Source organism: Streptomyces sp. NPDC048514 (genome assembly GCF_043199955.1).
GTDB lineage: Bacteria > Actinomycetota > Actinomycetes > Streptomycetales > Streptomycetaceae > Streptomyces.
Genome location: NZ_JBICWT010000002.1, coordinates 284,419 through 304,871 on the forward strand (window position 1 = coordinate 284,419; position 20,453 = coordinate 304,871).

Below are 20,453 nucleotides of genomic sequence, written 5' to 3' on the forward strand. Positions count from 1 at the left end.
GGACAGCCATGACTTTCCCTCACCTTCCGCCGGAGACCGCGGAGCTGCGTGAGCGCACCCGCCGGTTCGTCCGCGAGGTCGTCATCGACTCGGAGCCCGCACCGGGCGGACGTCTCGACCAGGCCACCCGTGACCGGCTGCAGTCCGCGGCGAAGGAGGCCGGCGTCTTCGCGCCGCTCGTGCCGACGGGATACGGCGGGCAGGGCCTGCCCGTCGAGCACTGGTCACCGATTCTCCAGGAGGCCGGCTACTCGCCGATCGGTCCGGTCGCGCTCAACTGCATGGCACCCGACGAGGGGAACATGCACATGCTCAACCTGATCGCGACCGAGGAGCAGAAGAAGCGTTATCTCGCGCCTCTGGCGGCGGGGGACGTCCGGTCGTGCTTCGGCATGACCGAGCCCCACCCCGGAGCGGGATCCGACCCGGCCGCGCTGCGGACCACGGCCGTGCGCGCCGACGGCGGCTGGATCATCGACGGCCACAAGCGGTTCACCAGCGGCGCCGTCGGTGCCGGGTTCTGCATCGTGATGGCGCGGACTTCGGCCGTCGACGGCTCCCCCGAGGGGGCCACCATGTTCCTCGTCGACATGACGAACCCCGGCATCCGGGTCGGCGAGGCGATCCACACCGTCGACCGCTCCATCGACGGCGGTCACCCGCACGTGTACCTCGAGGACTGCTTCGTCGCCGACGACGCGGTGCTCGGCGAGGTCGGGCTCGGCTTCCGGTACGCGCAGGTACGGCTCGGGCCGGCACGTCTCACGCACTGCATGCGGTGGCTGGGGCTGGCGCGCAGGGCGCACGACATCGCGCTGGACCGGGCCGGAAGCCGTGAGCTGTTCGGCGGTCCGATCGACTCGCTGGGCCTGGCCCAGCACCTGATCTCCGAGTCGGTGATCGACATCGAGACCTCCGACGCGATCATCACCAAGACCGCGGCTCTGCTGCACAGTGAGCCGAAGGCGGGTTCGGCGATGTCGTCGATCGCGAAGGTGCACTGTTCGGAGGCGATCTTCCGGGTGATCGACCGCGCCATCCAGATCTGCGGCGGGGACGGGGTCTCCGACGGGCTGCCGCTGGCTCAGTACCTGGGCGAGGTCCGTCCGTTCCGCATCTACGACGGCTCCAACGAGACCCACAGGTGGGCCATCGCCCGCCGGGCCTCGGCCGGCCGCCGCGCCGCGGTCCAGGCCGGTGAGCGGTACAGGGGCGACGCCGTCGTCGGCCGGGACGGAGGCGCGTGATGCACACCGTTCCCGACGGCGTGGAGGTCGTCGCGAGCCGGGAGGGGGCCCGTCACCTCGACAGCCCTCCGCTCCTGGTCCTCGACGCGGTCACCGGCTTCCTCGACGCGCACGGCATCGGCGGCGGCCCGCTCGCGTGGCAGCGCATCGGTGACGGCCACTCCAACATCACGTATCTGATCCAGCGCGGTGGTGAGTGCGTCGTACTACGGCGTGGACCGCGCCCGCCCCTGCCCAAGTCGACGCACGACATGGTGCGCGAGGCCCGCATCCAGAAGATCCTCGGCGAGCACGGGGTACCGGTACCGGAGATCGTCGCCGTCTGCGAGGACGAGTCGCTTCTGGGTGTGCCGTTCTACCTCATGTCCCGGCTCGACGGGACCGTCGTCACCGGCACCATCCCACCCCACCTCTCCTCCGCCGGACAGCGCCGGGCCACCAGCGAGGCGGTCGTCGACACCCTCGTCGCCCTGCACGGCATCGACGTGACCGGAGGGGAACTCGCCTCCCTGGGCTTCCCGGAGGGGTATCTCCGGCGCCAGGTCGACAGGTTCCGCGGGTTGTGGGAGGTCAACACCACACGCGGCCTGCCCGCGGTGGAGCGCATCGGGGATTGGCTCGGCCGTAACCTGCCGACGAGCCAGGCGGCCTCGGTGGTGCACGGTGACTACCGCATGGGCAACCTGATGTTCGCTCCACAGGCGCCGGCCAGGGTCCTCGCGATCCTGGACTGGGAGATGGCCACGCTCGGCGACCCCCTCGCGGACCTGGGATACCTCACCGCCACCTACTCCGAGGCGGGCAGGGCGGCCACCCCGCTCGAGCTCACCCGGGTGACCCGGTCGCCCGGTTACCTCACCCAGCGTCAGCTGGCAGAGCGCTACCTGTCCCGCACGGGCCTCGATCTGACCCCGCTGCCCTGGTACCAGACCCTCGCCCTGTGGAAGGCGGCGATCTTCTGCGAGGCCATCCACACCCGCTGGCAGCGTGGCGAGCGCCCCCACGACAAGACCTTCGGGCCGTCGCTCGAAACGGGTGTCCCCCGGCTGCTGGAGCGGGCCGGGCGATACGCCGGCCTGACGGCGGCCGCTCGCCGCTGACACCCGGCGCGTCCCGGGTCAACCGCTTCCGCTCGCCGTCGGCGTCCTGCTCTCCTGCTCTCCTGCTCCACGGCCCTCGGAGAGATCTCCGTGTACTTCAGCTCGCCCGGCGGGAGGACAGATCACGGTCGCCTAGGTGCCCGTAGCCCTGGCGACGCTCGCCGCGGTGACCCTGCTGGCGCTCCGCCTGTTCGACTGGAGCCCTGAATCCCTGCTGGAGGCCGAGTTCTGCGGCTACGGCGCCAGCTCGCGCAACGGCGGCCAGATCGCATCCGTTCCGGGCGGCGACCTCCGTCTGCTGAGCCCCTTCCACCCCAAGAAGGTGCCTGGCATGGTGCGGGTGGCCGAGAACTCGGCGCGCTTCACGGAAGACCTCATCAAGACCCACGGCATCGACTGCGACCACGAGCCCAACGGTCTGGCCTTCGCCGCGGTGTCCCATGGACAGATGCTGCGGACACGCACCATCGCCGCGATCCTTCGGCGCGCCGGAGGGCGGGGAACGGTCGGTACGAGCGAGGAACTCGGCATTCCCCGCAGCTTCGTGGGCGGCATGCGCGAGGCCGTGGGCGGAGCGTTGCACCCCGGCAGGCTGAGCCGCGGAGTGCGGCGCGCCCTGCTCGCGTCTTCGGCGCAGGTATACGAACGGACCAAGGTCACCGACGTCACCCGGGACGGCGGCAAGGTCGTGCTCTCGACACCCCGCGGCACCGTTCGTGCGGACAAGGCGGCGCCGCGCCCTGCGTGCTGCACGGACGCGCTGATCAGCCGTCTCGGAGCCGGTGACCGCTACCCGCTCGGCTGGCGAGAGCGGCCGTGCGACCGGCCTGTGCATCGTGCACCCGGTTTTGGGCGAAGCAGGTGCTCGCTGTCGTTCTCGCCGACGGTCGTGGCTGGCGAGAGTGACGCCACAAGTCACCGGAACAGCGAGGAAACGACGCGCAGCCGACCAGGAAAGCCACCATGCCGGCGGCTGATCGGGGGTCAGGCCAACCGGAGTTCGCGTTGAGGGAGAGAGTTCACATGACAGCACAGAAGCAGCCCCAGACCCTTTCGCCGGTCACGACTGACACGCCGACGGAAGAGATTCTCAAGCTCCTGACCCGCGACGGAGGCGTCGTCGTCGAGAACTTCCTGACGAGGGAGCAGATGGACCGCTTCAACGCGGAGATCGAGCCGCCGCTGCAGGCGCTTCGCCCGGGCTCGACCCACGAGGACGACATGGTGGCCGCGTTCCACGGCAACAACACCAAGCGACTCACGAACCTGGTCACGCACAGCGCCACGTTCCGCAACGAGATCCTCGAACACTCCCTGGTCCACGAGATCTGCGACCAGATCTTCCTCCCGGAGTCGGGCACATACTGGATGACCACCGCCCAGGTGATCGAGATCGGTCCCCACAGCCGGGCCCAGATGCTGCACCGGGATCTGGAGAACTGGTTCCCGTTCATCGGGATGGGGCCCAGCGGCCCGGAGGTCACCCTCAACTTCCTCATCGCCCTGAGCGACTTCACGGAGGAGAACGGCGCCACCCGGGTCATCCCCGGGAGCAACCACTGGAGCGATTTCGAGGACCGCGGGACTCCTGAGCAGACCATCCCCGCGATCATGAACGCCGGAGACGCCCTTCTGTTCAGCGGCAAGACGGCGCACGGTGGTGGCGCGAACCGGACCGGCGACGAGTACCGGCGGGCTGTGGCCTTCGCCCTCAATCCGGGCTTCCTCACCGGCGAGGAGGCGTACCCCTTCCTGGTCGACATGGAGGTCGCCAGGACGCTCTCGCCGCGTGTCCAGCGCATGCTCGGGTTCCGCTCCCAGTACCCGACGGGCTCTCCTGGCCTGTGGCAGGTCGACTACGCCGACCTGGGCGACTACCTCGGTCTCTGAGAGCCGGCCCGATCAGCTCAGTCGCCGCCGGTCGACCGGGGGCGCTGGTGACGGTACGCCGGGGCGGTGGCGTGGCAGCGGCACTCGTGGCCGAATGAGCCCTGGACGCCCGTACGAGTGAGCCGGTCAGCCAAGCGCGTCGAGTCCGGGCGCGAAGGTGATGAGCAGCGGCAGCAGCGGGGCCAGTGCCGCCGCGGCGGCGATGCGGGTGCGTTGTCGTGGCTCGAGCGTCGGCGGGGGCGTCAGAAGGCGGTTCACCCGGTCGTCGAGCAGACGGCGGCCGGATGCGCGGGAGAGTACCCCTCGGTGCTGGTTCAGCTCGATGAGGGCCAGCGCGGTGGTGAGATGCCCGCACCGCCGCGCGGCGGTGTCGTCGGCGGCCAGCTCCACCAGCCGATGGGTCTGTTCGCAGAAGTGGGTGAAGAGCGGCACCCTGGGGAAGCCGCCCGCCAGGGCAGCGGACAGATGCAGCAGCCAGTCGTGGCGGGCGCGGGCGTGACCGCGCTCGTGCGTGAGGACCGCCTCCAGTTGGCGATCGGTCAGCCGGCGCAGCGCCCCCGTGGTGACGACGAGCCGGGACGGGCTACCCGGCATCCACCAGGCGTCCGGGTATTCCTCCTCCAGGACCAGCAGGGGGCCGCGGCCCGCTGGAAGGCCGGCGGGGAGTTCGGGTGCCCGCTCCCGCAGCCGGGCCCGGGCCGCGGCCCGGGCCCGCCGGACCGCCCCGAGCCGCCCGACCAGCACGGCCACCGTCCAAGCGGCTCCCGCCGCCATCAGCAAGACGAGGGCCGCGGCCTAGGCGGGGGCGGAGGACAGCTGGTAGGCGGCGACGACACCGGGCGGCGCGGAGCCGAAGAGGTGGTCGCGCACGGTACGGAAGACGGCGGCCATGCCGAGTACCAGCGCGGTCAGGCAGCTCAGCAGGGCGGTGGCGACCAGGCACTGCCACACCCACAGGCCGAGCACGGGGCTCTGCTCCGGCCAGGTCGCCCGGTTCAACGCCCGAGCGACCGGCATGGCGGCTGCCAGGCCGAGAGCGCAGAGCAGGAGCAGGAGCAGGCAACTGGTCATGCCGGGGCTCCGGTGGCTGGTGGGCACGGGCGGCCGGCGGGGGCCACCGCTTCCGAGTGGTGCAGGTGTCTTGCGTCCATGTCTCCTCGCGTGCGCCGGGCCCCGCAGGAGCGGACCGGGCGCCGTTTCCTGCGTGGCGGGGTGCGTGGCGGGGACGGTGGCCGGCGTCGGGCGCGCCGTACCGAGTTGAAGGTCCCCCGGGCAGTACGGTCCCGCGGGGTGCCGCCGCGGACGACTTGGTCCAGCGACTAAGTCGGTATAGTCGAACGTATGGCTCATGTATCCGCGGCCGAGCGCCGACCCCAGCTGATCAAGGCGGCCATCGCCCTCATGACGAGGGAGGGTGTGACCGCGGGCAGTACGCGTGCCATCGCCGCGGAGCTGGGTGTCGCCCAGGCGACCGTCCACTACACCTTCGGCACGAAGGAGGACCTCTACCGGGCGGTCATGGAGCACCTCACCGGGGACCTGATCGCGCAGGTCGCGCGGGCCGCTCCGCAGGACGCGGGCTTCGAAGAGACGATCGCCGCGATGGCCGGCGCCCTGTGGCGCACGGTCGAGGAGGAGACGAGCGGTTACCAGCTGCTGACGGAGCTGGCCATGCTGGCCCTGCGCACTCCTGGTCTCTTCGAAGCGCGTACGGCCCACTACCGGCAGGTCACCGAGGTCACGGAGCGCATCTTCACCGATACCGCGTCCCGCACCGGGTACGTCCTCGCCCAGCCTGCGGGCCTGGTCGCCCGGTTCTTCCTCTCCGGCTTCGACGGCCTGACGATGCAACGCCTCTACGCCCGGGAGGAGCCTGCGGACGACACGGGCCTGCGGGCCTTGATCGCTGCGACCGTCGCACTGGCCGGTGGCAGGCTCGAACTCGCGGTCGTCCCCACCGGCTGACGGCCACGGGCGTCTGCGCGTCCGTGGCCGTGGCGCTCCGAGGAGCCGGTCAGCCGGCCCAGACGTCCTCGACATAGCGACCGGACTCGACGAGGCTGACCAGCCAGCCGGCCGCCTCCCCCTCGTCCGCGCCCGTCCGCTCCCGGTAGATCGCCGTGAACGCCTCGCGCACCGCGGGCGCCATCCGCCGCCCGTCGCCGCAGACGTAGACCTTGCCGCCGGCCTCCAGCACGGCCCAGACCTCGTCGGCTTCCCGGGCGATGCGCTCCTGGACGAAGCGGGCACCGTCGACGGGCGCGTGCATGAAGGTGGGACGCATGCTGACGGCACCGGCGGCCTCGGCTGCCTCGAACTCCTCGCGGTGGAGGTAGTCGACGTCGGGGTGGTCGCAGCCGAAGTAGCACAGCAGTGTGCCGGTGGACCCGGTGTGGTGCCGGTCGAGGACCGCTCCGCGGAAGGGCGCGAGCCCGGTGCCCGCGCTCACCAGGATCACCGGGACGGACGGGTCCTCGGGGAGGCGGAAGGAGTCGCTGCACGGCAGCACCCTGGCCTGGACGACGTCGCCGGCGTTCACGGTCTGGACGTAGTGCGAGGCGATGCCGCGGAAGGTTCCCTCGCCGGAGCGGTGGGGCGCGGCAAGGAGTGACACCATCAGGTCCACCTCGCCGGGCGAGGCCTGGGCAGAGGAGGAGACCGAGTAGTGACGGGGCCGGAGGACCGGCAGCAGCTCCAGGAAGTGCTCGAAGGGCAGCTCGCAGGCGCGGTACTGCTCCAGGAGGTCCAGGATGCTGCGCCCCTGTGAGGTCACCTGCTCGCGGAAGTCCTCGGGCCCGGCGGTGGCGAGGGCGGCCAGGGGCTGCTTCTCGGGCGGGCAGGCGGTGTACTCGGCGAGTACGGCCACCTGCTCGGGGGTGGCGGCGTCCTGGAGCTCCACGAAGTCGGTGAGCAGGCGGCGCAGGGTCAGCGGCCGGTCGACGGGCAGGGCACCCCGGCTGCGGCGGCGGGCGCGCAGGCGGACCGTGCGGTCCAGGTCGAGTCCGAAGCGGGCGGCGACCCGCTGGACGAGTGCCTCCGGGTTGCCCGGCAGGATCGCCAGGTGGTCGGCGGTGCGGTAGGTGACGCCCTCGGGCAGGCGAAGGCGAAGGAAGCGCTTGGAGCGGCCGAGTTCGTGGTCCGTGTCGACGAGTTCGTAGGCGTCGAGGACCTCCATGGGCTGGACTCCGTGCCGGGCGGCGAGGCCGTCGATGACCGAGTCGGTGGCGTCCTCCAGTTCGTAGAGGCCCTGGCCTTCCTCGGGCTCGGCGGCCGCGGCGGCGGCGTCGGTCGTGGCGTCGCCGTACCGCTCGAGGAGAGAGGTCCACAGGTCGGTGGTCCAGCGGTCGACCGTTCCGGCGAAGTCTCCGGAGGCGTCGGCCGCGCCGCGGGCCAGGAGGGGTACGGCGCCGGCCGCCATGAGGCGTTCGTCGATGAGGGTGGGGATCCGCTGGTAGGTGGCGGCCCAATTGCGGTCGCCGACACCGAGCACCGCGTACGGGAGGCCGGTGAGCGAGCCGGGCTCAAGATCGTCCAGCCAGGCGACGAACTCGGCGGCGTCGTCGGTGGGCCGGCCGTTGTAGGAGGCGGCCACGATCACCAGTGGGCCGGCGGAGGGATCCAGCTTCCCGGTGGCGCGGTCGAGGGGGGCCACGGAGGAGGCGAATCCGTATTCCTCGCCTTCGTCCGACAGGTCGCGGGCGATGCCGGCGCAGGTGCCGAGGTTGGAGCCGTGCAGCAGGGTGAGTGCGGTGCCGGAGGCCCGCCGGGCCGCGCCCGCGCTCTGTCCCGCTGTCGTCTCGCCCACCGTCACGGCGGGCCGGCGGCGCTCCTGGGTGGTGCGCCGGGCGAGCTTGAGCGTGAAGTCGTCGGGCTTGAGGGTGAGTGTCTGCTTGATCTCCAGCTGGTAGTCGGTGTGGTCGATCAGCCGGTAGCGGTGGACGAGGAGACCCAGCAGAAGCGTGGCCTCGTGGAGGGCGAACTGACGTCCGATGCAGGCTCGTTCGCCGTTGCCGAACGGCTTGAACAGGTGGACGGAACGCTTCTCCTCCTGCTCCTGGGTGAAGCGCTCGGGGTCGAACAGCTCGACGTTCTCGCCCCAGGCGGGGTCGCGGTGCAGCGCCGGGGTGAGGACCATCAGCGTCTCGCCCTCGCGGACGCCGTACCTGCCGCCGATGACCGTGTCCTCAAGGGGCTCCACCGCGAAGGCGGGGGCGGTCGGCCACAGCCGGAGGCTCTCGTTGAGCACCTGACGGATGTAGGTGAGCTTGCCGATGTCACCGTAGTCGGGGTCGGGCGCCTCCGCGTCGCCCCACAGCGCGTCGACCTCGGCCTGCGCCCGCGCGAGCACTTCCGGATGCTTGGTCAGGTAGTACAAGGCGAAGGACAGGGCACCACTGGTCGTCTCGTGCCCGGCGATGAGGAACGTGATGACCTGGTTGCGGATGTTCACATCGTCCAGCGGCCGGCCCGTGCGCGCGTCCGGGGTGTGCAGCATCCTGCCGAGCAGATCGCCGGTGCTGGTGTCGCCGGACCGCCTGCGCTGCCGGATGACCTCGTCGACGAGGTTCGTCATGAGCTTGACGTCCTGGCGGAACTGCTCGGACCGCTTGAGCCAGAACCGCTCCGAGCCGGGTATGGACTCTCCCTTGGCCTGGGTGAACGCCAGGGCCCGCGTCATGGCCTCCACGAACGGGTGCGGGTCGTCCTGGCGGAACGACTCGAAGTCGTAGTCGAAGCCGCACAGACCGATGGTGTCGAAGGTCAGGCGGGTCATGTCCCCGGGGACGTCCACGGCACGCCGGCCTGCGGCCTGGTCCCACTTGCCGATCAGGGAGTGGGCGACCCGCAGCATCGTCGCGTGGTAGTCGCGCATCGCGCCCAGTGAGAACGCCGGCATGAGAATGTCATGTGCCTTCCGCCAGTTCGGCTCATGGTTGAAGGCGGTGAACAGGGCGTCCCCGGCGAACCGGCGGATGTCGACCAGCTCGGGGTGCACGTTCTTGCGGAAGCGGGACTCGTCGGCCAGTTCCGTCACGAGGTCCAGGCCGCCCACGATCACCAACTCGGTCCCGAAGGCGCGGACCCGGTAGACCGGCCCGAGCTCCTTGACCTCTTTCATCATGTGGACGGTCGCGGCGAAGCCCTTCGGGAGCGAGAGGGCATGGCCGACCAAGGGCAGGGCCGGGCGCTCGGGCACCGGCTGGGCCGTGAGGACGGACGGCTGGGTCATGAGCGTGCCTTTCATTTCCGCATCAATCGGTCCCCACCAACGTACAAGCGACTTTGTCAGTCGACAAAATCGATCGGTTGTGTTGCATGACACGGTCGTCCGACAGAACTAAAGAGAGCCCTCGAACGTCTCGCCCGGACTCGCTTGACGGCGACCTGGTCAAGCGACAAGGTGATACGACAAGGTCGATCGACAAACTCGACCGACCGCCACAGTCACCGCCTCCACGAATCGAGGTCCCCGCCATGACCACGAGCACGATGCTCGCCGGACGGCTCCACCTGGACACCCTCACCTTCGCCGTCGAAGAGGTCCCCGTACCCGTCCCCGGCCCCGGAGAGGTACTGGTCGAGGTACGCGCCGCCGGGGTCTGCCTGTCCGACGTGCACCTGATCGACGGCAGCATCAGCCCGTTCTTCCCCGTCGACGCCGTGCGCGAGAGCGGCGCCGTCACCCTCGGCCACGAGGTCGCCGGCGTCATCCACACCCTCGGCTCCGACGTCCGAGGCGCCTGGGCACCCGGTCAGCCGGTCGTCCTCCAGGCCGGGCAGGCGTGCGGGGAGTGCGAGGACTGCGTACGGCGCCGCAGCACGTGTCAGCGACCACTGACCCGTGGCGTCGACTACGACGGCGGCTGGGCCCAGTACGCCCTCGCCCGCGAGGACACCCTCGTCCCGCTCCCGGACCACCTGCCCTTCGACCAGGCCGCGATCATCCCCGACGCCGTCTCGACCCCCTACGCAGCCATCGTCGAGGCGGGCACCGTCCGGCCCGCCCAGGCGGTCGGCATCTGGGGCGCCGGCGGCCTCGGCGCCCACGGCATCCGACTCGCGCACCTGGTCGGCGCGGCTCCGATCATCGCGGTCGACCCACTGCCCACCGCACGCGAACGTGCCCTCGCCTTCGGCGCCGACCTCGCACTCGACCCGGCGGCACCCGACTTCACCCAGGCCATCGCAGAGGCCACCGCCGGACAGGGCATCCACGCCGCGTTCGACTTCGCCGGCGTCGCCGCCGCCCGCACCCAGGCCACCGCGTCACTCGGCCCCGGAGGCGTCCTCGTCCTCGTCGGCCTCACCCCCGAGCCCCTCACCGTCGCCGACAGCCTGGACTTCTGCTTCAAGACCCAGCAGATCCGCGGCCACTACGGCTCCGGCGACGACCACGTGGAACAGCTCATCCGCCTGGCATCCGCCGGTCGCCTCGACCTGACCCCCTCCATCACCGCCCACGTCCCCTTGTCCGAAGCGGCCGACGCCGTCGCCCGCCTGGAGAAGAAGATCGGCGACCCGATCCGGCTGGTGCTCACCCCCTGAGGCCCCGCCGCGCACGCCACCTTCGCCCTGAGGTGACTCGGCGTGCCCGAGATGGTGACGGTCACCGCGAACGACTCCGCTTTCACCATCGGCCGGTGACCCGGTACCGGCGGCTCCCGAGTGTGCCTCCGCCCTCCGGGCAACGATGCGGTCAGGCCGCTCCGACGGTCATCCGCACCACCATGCGGTACTGGGTCACGCCGGCTCCTGTGGGAGCGAGCCGCCTCCTTCGTGGTACCACTGCGACTCACCTGTGCACAGGGTGATCACCGCGCGCCCGGATATTTGTCAAGATCGTCCCCGATGGCCGTAAGCGCAAAGACCGCTCGACGAGGAGCGACGATGGCTCGACCCCCATGGCTTGCTGTCCTCAACACTGCGAACAAGCGCTGACCCACAGATACTGGGCGCAGTGGACGTTGGTTGGGAGATGTGCGGGATGTGGTCGTCCCCCCGGCGCGGCAGCGCCTGGTTGTCCGTGTTCGACGAGATCGCGGCAGCCGTGCTCGACGCTCGGGGGACTGTGCTGACCTGGTCCCGCGCGGCAGAGGACCTGCTGGACCGGTCGGCCGATGAGGTCTGCGGGAAGCCGGTCGAGGACCTGCTCGCCGGCGCCCCCGAGTGGTGGCGCCGGGATGAGGCCGACGAGACCGTGACCGGGCACGCGGGGCGGGCACTGTTGCGGCACCGCTCCGGTGACGCGATCGAGGTCGTCTTCCAGGTCCTGCCACTGCCGCACTCCTCACTCCTGGTGCTGGCGGCCCCCGCCGGCCGGGTGACCGACTGGGACCAGGGTGCCGCCTTGCTGCGGGCTCTGCTCGCCCAGGACCGGATCGGACTCGGCATCCATGACACGGACCTGACCATTGTGCGGACCAACATCACCCCCGATATGTTCGGCGGCCCCGGCCTGCCCGTCGGCAGCCGGCTGGCGGATGTGATGTCCCCGCCGGACGCCGAGAACGCCGAGGCGGCACTGCGACAGGTACTCGCTACGGGCGTGCCGCTGGTCGTGCACGAGCAGCGGATGAGGTCGCCGCAGGTTCCCGACCGCCGGTGGTCCTTCCTGCTTTCCGCCCTCCGGCTGCAGGATGCCGAGGGGCGCGCGAGCGGAGTAGCCGCGCTCTGCACGGATGCCACCGGCCGGCAGCGGGCCCGCCGAGACATGGAGCTGCGCTACCAGGCCTCGGTCCGCATCGGCGCCTCCCTCGACGTCGAGCGCACCGCGCGGGACATCGTGGACGTCCTCGTCCCGGCTTTCGGAGATTTGGCCTCGGTCGCCCTCGCCGAGGCCGTGCTCGAAGGGGATGAGCCCCCCAAGATCCTCGGTGGGGGACAGTTGCACCTGCGCTTGGCCGCGGTTGCCTCCGCCGCCGGGTCCTGGCCGGCGGCGCTCCTCCAGCCCGGCGACACGGTCCCCCCGTGGCCGGACCACCCTCTCTTGCGGAGCTATCAGCGCGGCGAGGCCGTCGTCGCCGACCGGGCGGGCTATGTCGAGGCTTTCGGGGCCCCGGAGATCCTCCGCGGAGCCACCCCCGAGGGTGGGCACTCGATGGTCTCCGCCGCGTTGGTCGCGCGCGGCCTCGCACTCGGCTACATCGACGTCTGGCGCACCGAGCAGCAGGAGCACTTCGACCAGCAGGACGCGGACCTGCTGGGCGAGATGGCCTCCCGGGCCGCGCTGAGCGTGGACAACGCCCGCCGCTACACCCGCGAGCACCGCGCGTCCGTGGCCCTTCAGCAGCGCCTGCTCCCGCGGGCCACCACCGACTCCCCGGCGGCCGACACAGCCGGGGCGTACCTGCCCGCCGGGGGCGGCGCCGAGATCAGCGGCGACTGGTTCGATGTGATCCCTCTGCCCTCACTGAGATGCGCCTTCGTCGTCGGCGACGTCATCGGCCACGGTCTGCCGGCCACCGCCACCATGGGCCGACTGCGCGCCGCCATCCAGACCCTGGCCGACCTGGAACTCGATCCCACCGAGCTCCTCACCCACCTGGACGACCTGGTCGGCCGGCTCGCCACCGAGGCCGGCCCCGAACACCAGGACACGATCGGCGCCACGTGCCTGTACGCCCTCTACGACCCCGTCACCGGCCGCTGCACACTGGCCTCCGCCGGTCACCCGCCCCCCATCGTGGTGCAGCCCGACGGCATTCCCCGCATCCTTCAGGAGCTTTCCCCAGGGCCACCACTGGGCGTCGGAGGCATGCCCTTCGAAACCACCACGATCGACATGGCCCCCGGCAGCATCCTGGCCCTGTACACAGACGGGCTGATCGAACGCGCCGACCACGACGCGGACACCGGCCTGCGGCATCTGATGGATGAACTGGCAGCGCAGTGCCGCCCGGACCGTCCCCTGACGGAGACCGGACGCGCTCTGCTCGCCGACGCCGCCGACCCTCCTCGACACGATGACATCGCCCTGCTCCTGGCCCGCACCCGCATCCTGCCACCCCACGCCACCGCCGCATGGGAATTCCCGGCCGACCCCGCCATCGTCGCCGACGCCCGCAAGGCCGCCCTCCGTCAGCTCACCGTCTGGGGACTGGACGATCTCGCCGTCGCCACCGAACTGGTGGTCAGCGAGCTGGTCACCAACGCCGTCCGCTACGCCGGCGGCCCCGTCGGCCTGCGCCTGATCCACGACCACGTCCTGATCTGCGAGGTCACCGATCCCAGCAACACCCAGCCACGCCTGCGCAGGGCCCGCTGGGCCGACGAGGGCGGCCGCGGCCTGTTCCTCGTCGCCCAACTCACCGCACGCTGGGACAGCCGCTACGACCAATCCGGCAAAACCATCTGGGCGGAACAGCACCTGCCGTTCGCCGGTACGGCTCCGCCCAGGCCGTCTGCCACCAGCGCGGCACCGAACGCGTCATGACGACTTCGGCGGCACTCGCCGTGCCCCGTCGCGTCCCTGAACCACGGGCCTCGACTCGCCGAAGAGGCCGATCGAGGGCCGGCCGTCGCGAAAGCCCCGGCCCGCCTCCCCGGCACCGACATCGTGCCCGACCGACTCGGCCTCCGCACGCTCCGGTGCCCGGACGGTCACGGCGGGCTGCGGCGCGCTCCTACTCCCGGCGGCGGGCGGTGCGGTCGGCGATCTTCAGGACGGACCGCATCGTCCGCCCTTCGTCATGCGAGCCATGCGGACTCCTTGTGACGTATGCGTGGGGAGACGTCCGAGTGGCCCGCGGCAGCTGACGTGCCCGTGGTGCCGGGTACGGCCGAGTGCCCCAGGTGCCGGTGCACGAAGTGGATGGCCATCGCGCCCTCACCGGCCGCGGAGGCCACCCGCTTCACCGAGCCGCTACGGACGTCCCCCACCGCGAAGACCCCGGGCAGGCTGGCCTCCAGGGTCATGCACGGGCGCCCGCGGCCGTGCCACACCTCGGGGTCGGCGCAGGCTTCCTGGGCCTCCGGCCCGGTGAGGACGAAGCCGCGGGAGTCGAGGGCGATGGTGCCGGCGAGCCACTCGGTGTGAGGTTCGGCGCCGGTGAAGACGAACAGGCTCCGCACCGCGAGCCGGCGGTGCCCGCCCGTGCGGTTGTCGACCACGTCGAGCTCCTCCAGCACTTGCCGGCCGATGACCTCGGTGACCTCGGTGTGCAGCATGACCTCCACCCGCGGATGGCGCTCGACCTGGTCGACCAGGTAGCGGGACATGTTGGCCGCAAGGCCGGCTCCTCGGACCAGCAGGTACACCTTCGGCGCGTACCCGGCGAGGAACAGCACCGCCTGGCCCGCCGAGTTGCCTCCGCCGACGACGGCCACCGGGTCGGTGCGGCACTGCTGGGCCTCGTAGACGGTCGCCGAGTAGTGCACGCTCGTTCCCTCCAGGCGTTCGATGCCGGGCACCCGGAGCCGGCGGTAGCGGGCACCCATGGCCAGGACGACGGCGCGGGCGGCGATCTCGCTGCCGTCGGCGAACGCCACCACGTAGTGGTCCTCGTCCTTGGGATGGAGACCGGTCGCCTCCAGCGGCAGGCTGATCCCGGCGCCGAACTTGTCGGCCTGGAGCACGGCGCGTTCGGTGAGTTCGGCGCCGGAGATGCCGGATGGGAAGCCGAGCAGATTCTCGATGCGGGACGACGTGCCGGCCTGGCCGCCGGTGGCCATCGCCTCCACCACCGTGGTGCTCAGGCCCTCGGAGGCGGCGTACACCGCGGCAGCGAGGCCGGCGGGTCCGGAGCCTACGATGAGGACGTCGCCGTGGCGGTTTCCGGCGGGTAGTGACGGCATGCCGATGAGCCGGGCCAGTTCCGCGTTGCTGGGGTTGCGCAACAGGGTGGTGTCCCGCCAGATGACGAGTGGTGTCTCCGCCGGGCCGACGCCGAAGCGGCGCAGCAGCTCCTCGGCCTCCTCGTCGGTCTCCAGGTCGATCCAGCGGTGCGGCAGCCGGTTGCGGACGGCGAACTCGCGCAGCCGTCTGGTGTCGGGCGAGTAGCGCGAGCCGATGATGCGGAAGCCGGCGCCCTGTCCGACGAGCAGCGCGCGACGGCACAGACAGGCGCGCAGCACGATGTCCCCGATGGTGGAGTCCTGGGACACCAGGTGGCGCAACCGGTCCAAGGGGACGACGAGGACCTCGCCCGGCTCCCTGGCGACAGCGGTGTAGAAGGCCACCTGTCCGTACAGCAGGCCGAGTTCGCCGATGAAGCGACCGGGGCCGTGCACGCGCAGCACGTGCTCCTCGGGAGTGCCGTGGTCCTCGACGACGGCGACGGTACCGCTGAGGACGACGAAGAACGTCTCGCAGCGCTCCCCCTCACGGATCAGCACGTCGTTCGCAGCCGTGTTCCGGCGTTGCCCGTGCTCCGCCAGACGTGCTATCTGGTCCTCCGTGAGGCGCGGATACGCGCCGTAGATGTCCGGGGTCTCCCAGAGGGCGGCCTCGTCCGCCTTCTCCGGCACCGGTTCTTCGCCCGGCAGCGACTGGTCGCCGGACATCAGACGAACGCCTCGTGAACGTAGCACCAGCGCCATTCCTCGCCGGGCTGGAACGACTGCACGATCGGATGGGCGACGGCGGCCGCGTGCCTGCGCGCGTGCTTGTTCGGCGAGGAGTCGCAGCAGCCGACGTGCCCGCAGGTCAGGCAGAGCCTCAGGTGGACCCACGGGGAGCCGAGCATCAGGCACTCCTGACACCCTTCCGGGGTCAGCGGCCGGACCGGCCGGACAAGCGAGAGGTGGGGGTCTGCATGCAGGGTCATCCGGATCACCCTTCCCGGGCGGTGATCGACTGTTCCACCCACCGGCGAAGAGCGGGGGCGGGCGCCGCCCCCGCCTGCCGGGCGACCGTCTCGCCCCGGTCGAGGATCAGCAGTGTCGGTACGGCCTGGACCTCGAAACGCTGCGACAGTCGCGGGTTCTTGTCGACGTCGACCTTGACGAGTTTGATTCGGCCGGCGAGATCGGTGGCGACCTTCTCCAGTGCGGGGCTGACCATGCGGCAGGGGCCGCACCAGGTGGCCCACAGGTCGACCACGACGGGGACATCGGCCCGCTCGGCGACCTCGGTGAAGTCGTCGTCGCCCGCGTCCACCATCCACGGAAGGGGCTGCTTGCAGTGGCCGCACTTGGGCCTGCCCTCCGCGGCCACGGGCACCCGGTTGGTGCGCCCGCAGTTCGGACAACTGACGGTCGTCACCTGCATCGTGCTCATGCGGCCCGTCCCTTCACGTCCTCGGGCTGGTCGTAGGTGACCACCAGTTCCCCCGCCTCGGCGTCGACGCGGACCGTCGCGCCGTCCTGGACGTCACCGCGCAGCAGGGCGCGCCCGACCATCGTCTCGACCTCGTGGGAGATGTAGCGGCGCAGCGGCCGGGCCCCGTACACCGGGTCGTAACCCTGGTGGGCGATCAACTCCCGGGCTGCTTCGGTGAGTTCGACGGTGATACGGCGTTCGGCGAGCCGGCGGCGCAGCTCGTCGAACTGCAGGTCCACGATCCGCTCGATCTGCCGCTCGCCGAGCGGTTTGAACAGCACGATGTCGTCGACGCGGTTGAGGAACTCCGGGCGGAAGTGCCCGCGCAGCTCGCCCATCACCAGGGCGCGGGCGTCCGGCTTGATCTCGCCCTCGGCGGTGGCGCCGTCGAGGAGGTGCTCGGAGCCGATGTTGGACGTCATGATGATCACGGTGTTGCGGAAGTCGACGGTGCGGCCCTGGGAGTCGGTGATGCGGCCGTCGTCGAGGACCTGCAGCAGGGTGTTGAAGACATCGGTGTGCGCCTTCTCGATCTCGTCGAACAGCACGACCGAGTACGGCTTGCGGCGTACGGCCTCGGTGAGCTGGCCCCCTTCCTCGTAGCCGACGTATCCGGGTGGTGCGCCCATGAGCCGGCTGACGGTGTGCCGCTCCTGGTACTCACTCATGTCGAGGCGGACCATGTTCTCCTCGGAGTCGAACAGGGCCGCCGCGAGGGTCTTGGCCAGCTCGGTCTTCCCGACGCCGGTGGGGCCGAGGAAGATGAACGAGCCGATGGGGCGGCGCGGGTCGCGGATGCCGGAGCGGGCGCGGATGATGGCGTCGGCGACGAGTTTCACGGCCTCGTCCTGGCCGATGACGCGCTCGCGCAGGATCTCGTCGAGGCGCAGCAGTTTCTCGCGTTCACCCTCCTGGAGGCGGGCGACGGGGATGCCGGTCCAGGCGGCGACGATCTCGGCGATCTCCTCCTCGGTGACGACCTCGCGCAGCAGCCGGTTCTGCCCTTGCTTGGCGGCCAGTTGCTCCTCCTCGGCCTTCAGCCGGCGCTCCAGGTCCTGGAGGCGGCCGTAGCGGAGTTCGGCGGCGCGGTTGAGGTCGTAGGCGCGTTCGGCCTCCTCCGCCTCAAGGCGGACCTGCTCCAGTTCCTGGCGTAGCTCCTGCACGCGGCGGATGGCCTGCCGCTCGGCCTCCCACTGGGCGTGCTTGGCGTCGGCCTCGCCGCGCAGGTCGGCCAGTTCCCTGCGCAGTTCCTCCAGGCGGGTTCTGCTGGCGGCGTCGGTCTCCTTGGACAGGGCCGCCTCCTCGATCTCCAGGCGGGTGACGCGGCGGGTGATCTCGTCGAGTTCGGCGGGCATGGAGTCGATCTCGGTACGCAGCCGGGCGCACGCCTCGTCGACGAGGTCGATGGCCTTGTCGGGCAGGAACCGGTCGGTGATGTAGCGGTGGCTGAGGGTGGCCGCGGAGACCAGTGCGGTGTCCTGGATCTTCACGCCGTGGAAGACCTCCAGGCGTTCGCGCAGTCCGCGCAGGATGGAGATCGTGTCCTCCACGCTCGGTTCGTCGACCAGGACCTGCTGGAAGCGGCGTTCGAGGGCGGCGTCCTTCTCGATGTGCTTGCGGTACTCGTCGAGGGTGGTGGCGCCGATCATGTGGAGTTCGCCGCGGGCGAGCATCGGCTTGAGCATGTTGCCCGCGTCCATGGCCCCTTCGGCGGCACCCGCGCCTACGACGGTGTGGAGTTCGTCGACGAAGAGCAGGATGCGCCCCTGGGCGGCCTTCACCTCGGACAGCACGGCCTTGAGGCGTTCCTCGAACTCGCCGCGGTACTTGGCGCCGGCGACCAGAGAGCCCATGTCGAGAGCGAACACCGTCTTGTCGCGCAGGCCCTCGGGGACGTCGCCGCGAACGATGCGCTGGGCCAGGCCCTCGACGATGGCGGTCTTGCCGACGCCGGGATCACCGATGAGGACGGGGTTGTTCTTGGTCTTGCGGCTGAGTATCTGGGTGACGCGGCGGATCTCCGCGTCACGGCCGATGACCGGGTCCAGCCGCCCGGACCGAGCCTCGAGGACCAGGTCGCGGCCGTACTTCTCCAGAGCCTCATAGGCCACTTCGGGGTTGGCGGAGGTGACACGCTGGTTGCCGCGGACCTGGGTGAGCGCGCTCAGGAACGAATCCCGGGTCACACCGTGCTCCTTGAGCAGGCGTCCGGCGGCGGTCGCCGAGCCCTCCTCGGCCAGGGCGAGCAGGAGGTGCTCCACGGACACGTACTCGTCCTTGAGGCGTTTGGCCTCCCGCTCGGCGGCATCGAGCAGGCGGGACAGGCGCTGGGTGACGAAGACCTGGCCGGGTGCCGCGCCGGGGCCGGTGACCTTCGGGCGGTGGGAGAGTTCCTCGCGCACGGCCGCGCGCAGCTCCTTCGGCTCGGGGCCGGCCTGTTGCAGCAACCGTGGGATCAGACCGTCCTCCTGATCGACAAGCGCGAGCAGCAGGTGTTCCCCGTCGACCTCGGTGTGCCCCATGCGGACGGCCGCGCTCTGGGCCTCCTGGAGGGCTTCCTGGGACTTCTGGGTGAGACGGTTCATGTCCATGGGGGTGTTTCACTCCTCGTGCCGCGGCCGCGCAGGGCGGCTTCGAGCAGGCTGATGCGGTCGAGCAGGTCGAGCACCAGGCCGATGGATGCGTAGTTGAGGCAGAGCCCGGTGCGCAGCCGCTGGATACGGGCGAGAACCGCCGGGGCCGTGGGGTCGAACACCAGTCGCCCCGCGGCGTCGCGTTCGGCCTCGACCAGGCCGAGGGCGACGAACCGGCTGATCACATCGGGGTGGAGGCCCGAGCGAAGGGCCACGGCGGCCAGGGAGAGCCTGGGGACGGGGACGAGCGCGTACCGGACAGCCGTCGAGGCGGTGATGTCGGCGTCCGTTCGTACCGGACGGTCGCCCACGCCGGCCCGGCCGATGCCCCCCGCTCCCGCGGGTCGGTCGTTCATGGCGTCCTCCTGGGGTCGAACGAGGAAGTGGCGGCGAGCTCCTCGAACAGTTCGCGCTCCCGGTCGCCGAGGACGGGCGGCACCATGACGCGAAGTTCGGCGTACAGGTCGCCGTTCGCGCCGCGCGGGTTAGGCATGCCCTCGCCGCGCAGCCGCAGCCGCCGGCCGCTGGACGAGCCCGCCGGCACCGTGACCTTCGCCGTGCCGCCGCCGGGCGTGGGCACCGGCACGGTCGCACCCAGGGCCGCCTCCCACGGGGCGACCGGAACCTGGACGTACACGTCACGGCCGTCCAGCCGGAACCGGGGGTGGGGCTGGACACGCACCCGCAGGTACAGGTCGCCGGCGGCGGCGTCACCACTGCCCTGGCCGCCCTCACCCGCCAGCCGGATGCGCTGTCCGTCGGTGACGCCCGGCGGCACGTCGACCTCGTACCGCCGCGGCTGCCCGGTGGGACCGGCGAGCGTGACGGTGCGACGGCCGCCTCGGTACGCCTCCTCGACGGTGAGCGGCAGTTCGGCCTCCTGGTCCGCTCCGGGGACTCCGCCTCGGGCGGCGCCGGCTCCGAACATGGAGCCGAGCAGGTCCTCGATGTCGATGCCCTCCGCGCCGAAGCCGTCGCCGAAGCCGTCACCGAAGCCGGTGGCGTACCGGACGCGAGGACCGCCCGCGCCTGCGGGCCTCCGGCCGCGGAAGCCACCGCCCGCTCGGGCCGCGACCCGTTCGTCGAAGTCCTCCGGGATCTTGCGGAAGTCCTCGCCGAAGCGGTCGTAGCGGGCCCGGGTCTTGGGGTCGGACAGGACGCTGTGCGCCTCGTTGAGGTCCTTGAAACGCTCCTCCGCCTCGGGGTCCTTGTTGACGTCCGGGTGGTACCTGCGGGCGAGTTTGCGATATGCCTGCTGGATCTCGTCCTGGCTCGCGGTCCGCGACACGCCCAGCACCTCGTAGAAGTCCCGTGCCATGACCGG

General features: G+C 71.1%; 14 protein-coding genes and 1 pseudogene. 7 read left to right on the plus strand and 8 right to left on the minus strand.

Annotated elements, in window-relative coordinates:
• Window positions 1–8 precede the first annotated feature (8 nt).
• The 4 genes from ACGFT2_RS04175 (at window position 9) to ACGFT2_RS04190 (ending at window position 4,237) form a co-directional block, all read left to right on the plus strand.
• Window positions 9–1,247 (plus strand): acyl-CoA dehydrogenase family protein, encoded by a 1,239-nt coding sequence (locus ACGFT2_RS04175; RefSeq protein ID WP_393273284.1) that lies wholly within the window; start codon window positions 9–11, stop codon window positions 1,245–1,247.
• Window positions 1,247–2,347: a phosphotransferase family protein gene (locus ACGFT2_RS04180; protein ID WP_393273285.1), complete on the plus strand. Its 1,101-nt coding sequence runs from the start codon at window positions 1,247–1,249 to the stop codon at window positions 2,345–2,347. Before ACGFT2_RS04175 ends, ACGFT2_RS04180 begins: the two co-directional genes overlap by 1 nt.
• A gap of 136 nt (window positions 2,348–2,483) precedes the next feature.
• Complete coding sequence (locus ACGFT2_RS04185) at window positions 2,484–3,356, plus strand: NAD(P)/FAD-dependent oxidoreductase (protein WP_393273287.1); 873 nt, start codon at window positions 2,484–2,486, stop codon at window positions 3,354–3,356.
• Window positions 3,357–3,370: 14 nt separating this feature from the next.
• A complete protein-coding gene (locus ACGFT2_RS04190) occupies window positions 3,371–4,237 on the plus strand; it encodes a phytanoyl-CoA dioxygenase family protein (RefSeq protein WP_393273288.1) in 867 nt (288 codons plus the stop codon).
• 126 nt (window positions 4,238–4,363) lie between these two features.
• Here ACGFT2_RS04190 and ACGFT2_RS04195 read toward each other — a convergent pair.
• Window positions 4,364–5,308: pseudogene (locus tag ACGFT2_RS04195) on the minus strand (M56 family metallopeptidase).
• Window positions 5,309–5,578: 270 nt separating this feature from the next.
• On the opposite strand from ACGFT2_RS04195, the gene ACGFT2_RS04200 reads away from it, so the two are divergent.
• Window positions 5,579–6,202 (plus strand): TetR/AcrR family transcriptional regulator, encoded by a 624-nt coding sequence (locus ACGFT2_RS04200; protein ID WP_393273289.1) that lies wholly within the window; start codon window positions 5,579–5,581, stop codon window positions 6,200–6,202.
• Window positions 6,203–6,251: 49 nt separating this feature from the next.
• On the opposite strand, the gene ACGFT2_RS04205 is transcribed toward ACGFT2_RS04200, so the two are convergent.
• Window positions 6,252–9,467: a bifunctional cytochrome P450/NADPH--P450 reductase gene (locus ACGFT2_RS04205; RefSeq protein WP_393273290.1), complete on the minus strand. Its 3,216-nt coding sequence runs from the start codon at window positions 9,465–9,467 to the stop codon at window positions 6,252–6,254.
• 245 nt (window positions 9,468–9,712) lie between these two features.
• Between ACGFT2_RS04205 and ACGFT2_RS04210 the strand changes: the two genes are divergently transcribed.
• Window positions 9,713–10,783 (plus strand): zinc-binding dehydrogenase, encoded by a 1,071-nt coding sequence (locus ACGFT2_RS04210; RefSeq protein ID WP_393273292.1) that lies wholly within the window; start codon window positions 9,713–9,715, stop codon window positions 10,781–10,783.
• A 439-nt stretch (window positions 10,784–11,222) separates the two neighbouring features.
• Window positions 11,223–13,670 carry a SpoIIE family protein phosphatase gene (locus ACGFT2_RS04215; protein ID WP_393273875.1) on the plus strand — a complete coding sequence of 816 codons (2,448 nt, stop codon included), beginning with the start codon at window positions 11,223–11,225 and terminating at the stop codon, window positions 13,668–13,670.
• A gap of 254 nt (window positions 13,671–13,924) precedes the next feature.
• Here the strand turns inward: ACGFT2_RS04215 and ACGFT2_RS04220 are convergent, their stop codons facing one another.
• The 6 genes from ACGFT2_RS04220 to ACGFT2_RS04245 are packed head-to-tail and all read right to left on the minus strand — an operon-like array spanning window position 13,925 to window position 20,447.
• The gene (locus ACGFT2_RS04220) at window positions 13,925–15,739 is read right to left on the minus strand and encodes an FAD-dependent oxidoreductase (protein ID WP_393273294.1); all 1,815 of its coding nucleotides are present in this window, start codon (window positions 15,737–15,739) and stop codon (window positions 13,925–13,927) included.
• On the minus strand, window positions 15,739–16,002 hold the full coding sequence (locus tag ACGFT2_RS04225; protein WP_393273296.1) for a UBP-type zinc finger domain-containing protein: 264 nt from the start codon (window positions 16,000–16,002) through the stop codon (window positions 15,739–15,741). Before ACGFT2_RS04225 ends, ACGFT2_RS04220 begins: the two co-directional genes overlap by 1 nt.
• A 5-nt stretch (window positions 16,003–16,007) precedes the next feature.
• Complete coding sequence (gene trxA / locus ACGFT2_RS04230; RefSeq protein ID WP_393273298.1) at window positions 16,008–16,454, minus strand: thioredoxin; 447 nt, start codon at window positions 16,452–16,454, stop codon at window positions 16,008–16,010.
• Complete coding sequence (gene clpB, locus ACGFT2_RS04235) at window positions 16,451–19,087, minus strand: ATP-dependent chaperone ClpB (protein WP_393273300.1); 2,637 nt, start codon at window positions 19,085–19,087, stop codon at window positions 16,451–16,453. The genes trxA and clpB overlap by 4 nt, the downstream gene beginning before the upstream one ends.
• On the minus strand, window positions 19,078–19,485 hold the full coding sequence (locus ACGFT2_RS04240) for a chaperone modulator CbpM (RefSeq protein ID WP_393273302.1): 408 nt from the start codon (window positions 19,483–19,485) through the stop codon (window positions 19,078–19,080). Before ACGFT2_RS04240 ends, clpB begins: the two co-directional genes overlap by 10 nt.
• The gene (locus ACGFT2_RS04245) at window positions 19,482–20,447 is read right to left on the minus strand and encodes a DnaJ C-terminal domain-containing protein (protein ID WP_393273303.1); all 966 of its coding nucleotides are present in this window, start codon (window positions 20,445–20,447) and stop codon (window positions 19,482–19,484) included. The genes ACGFT2_RS04240 and ACGFT2_RS04245 overlap by 4 nt, the downstream gene beginning before the upstream one ends.
• Window positions 20,448–20,453: the final 6 nt, after the last annotated feature.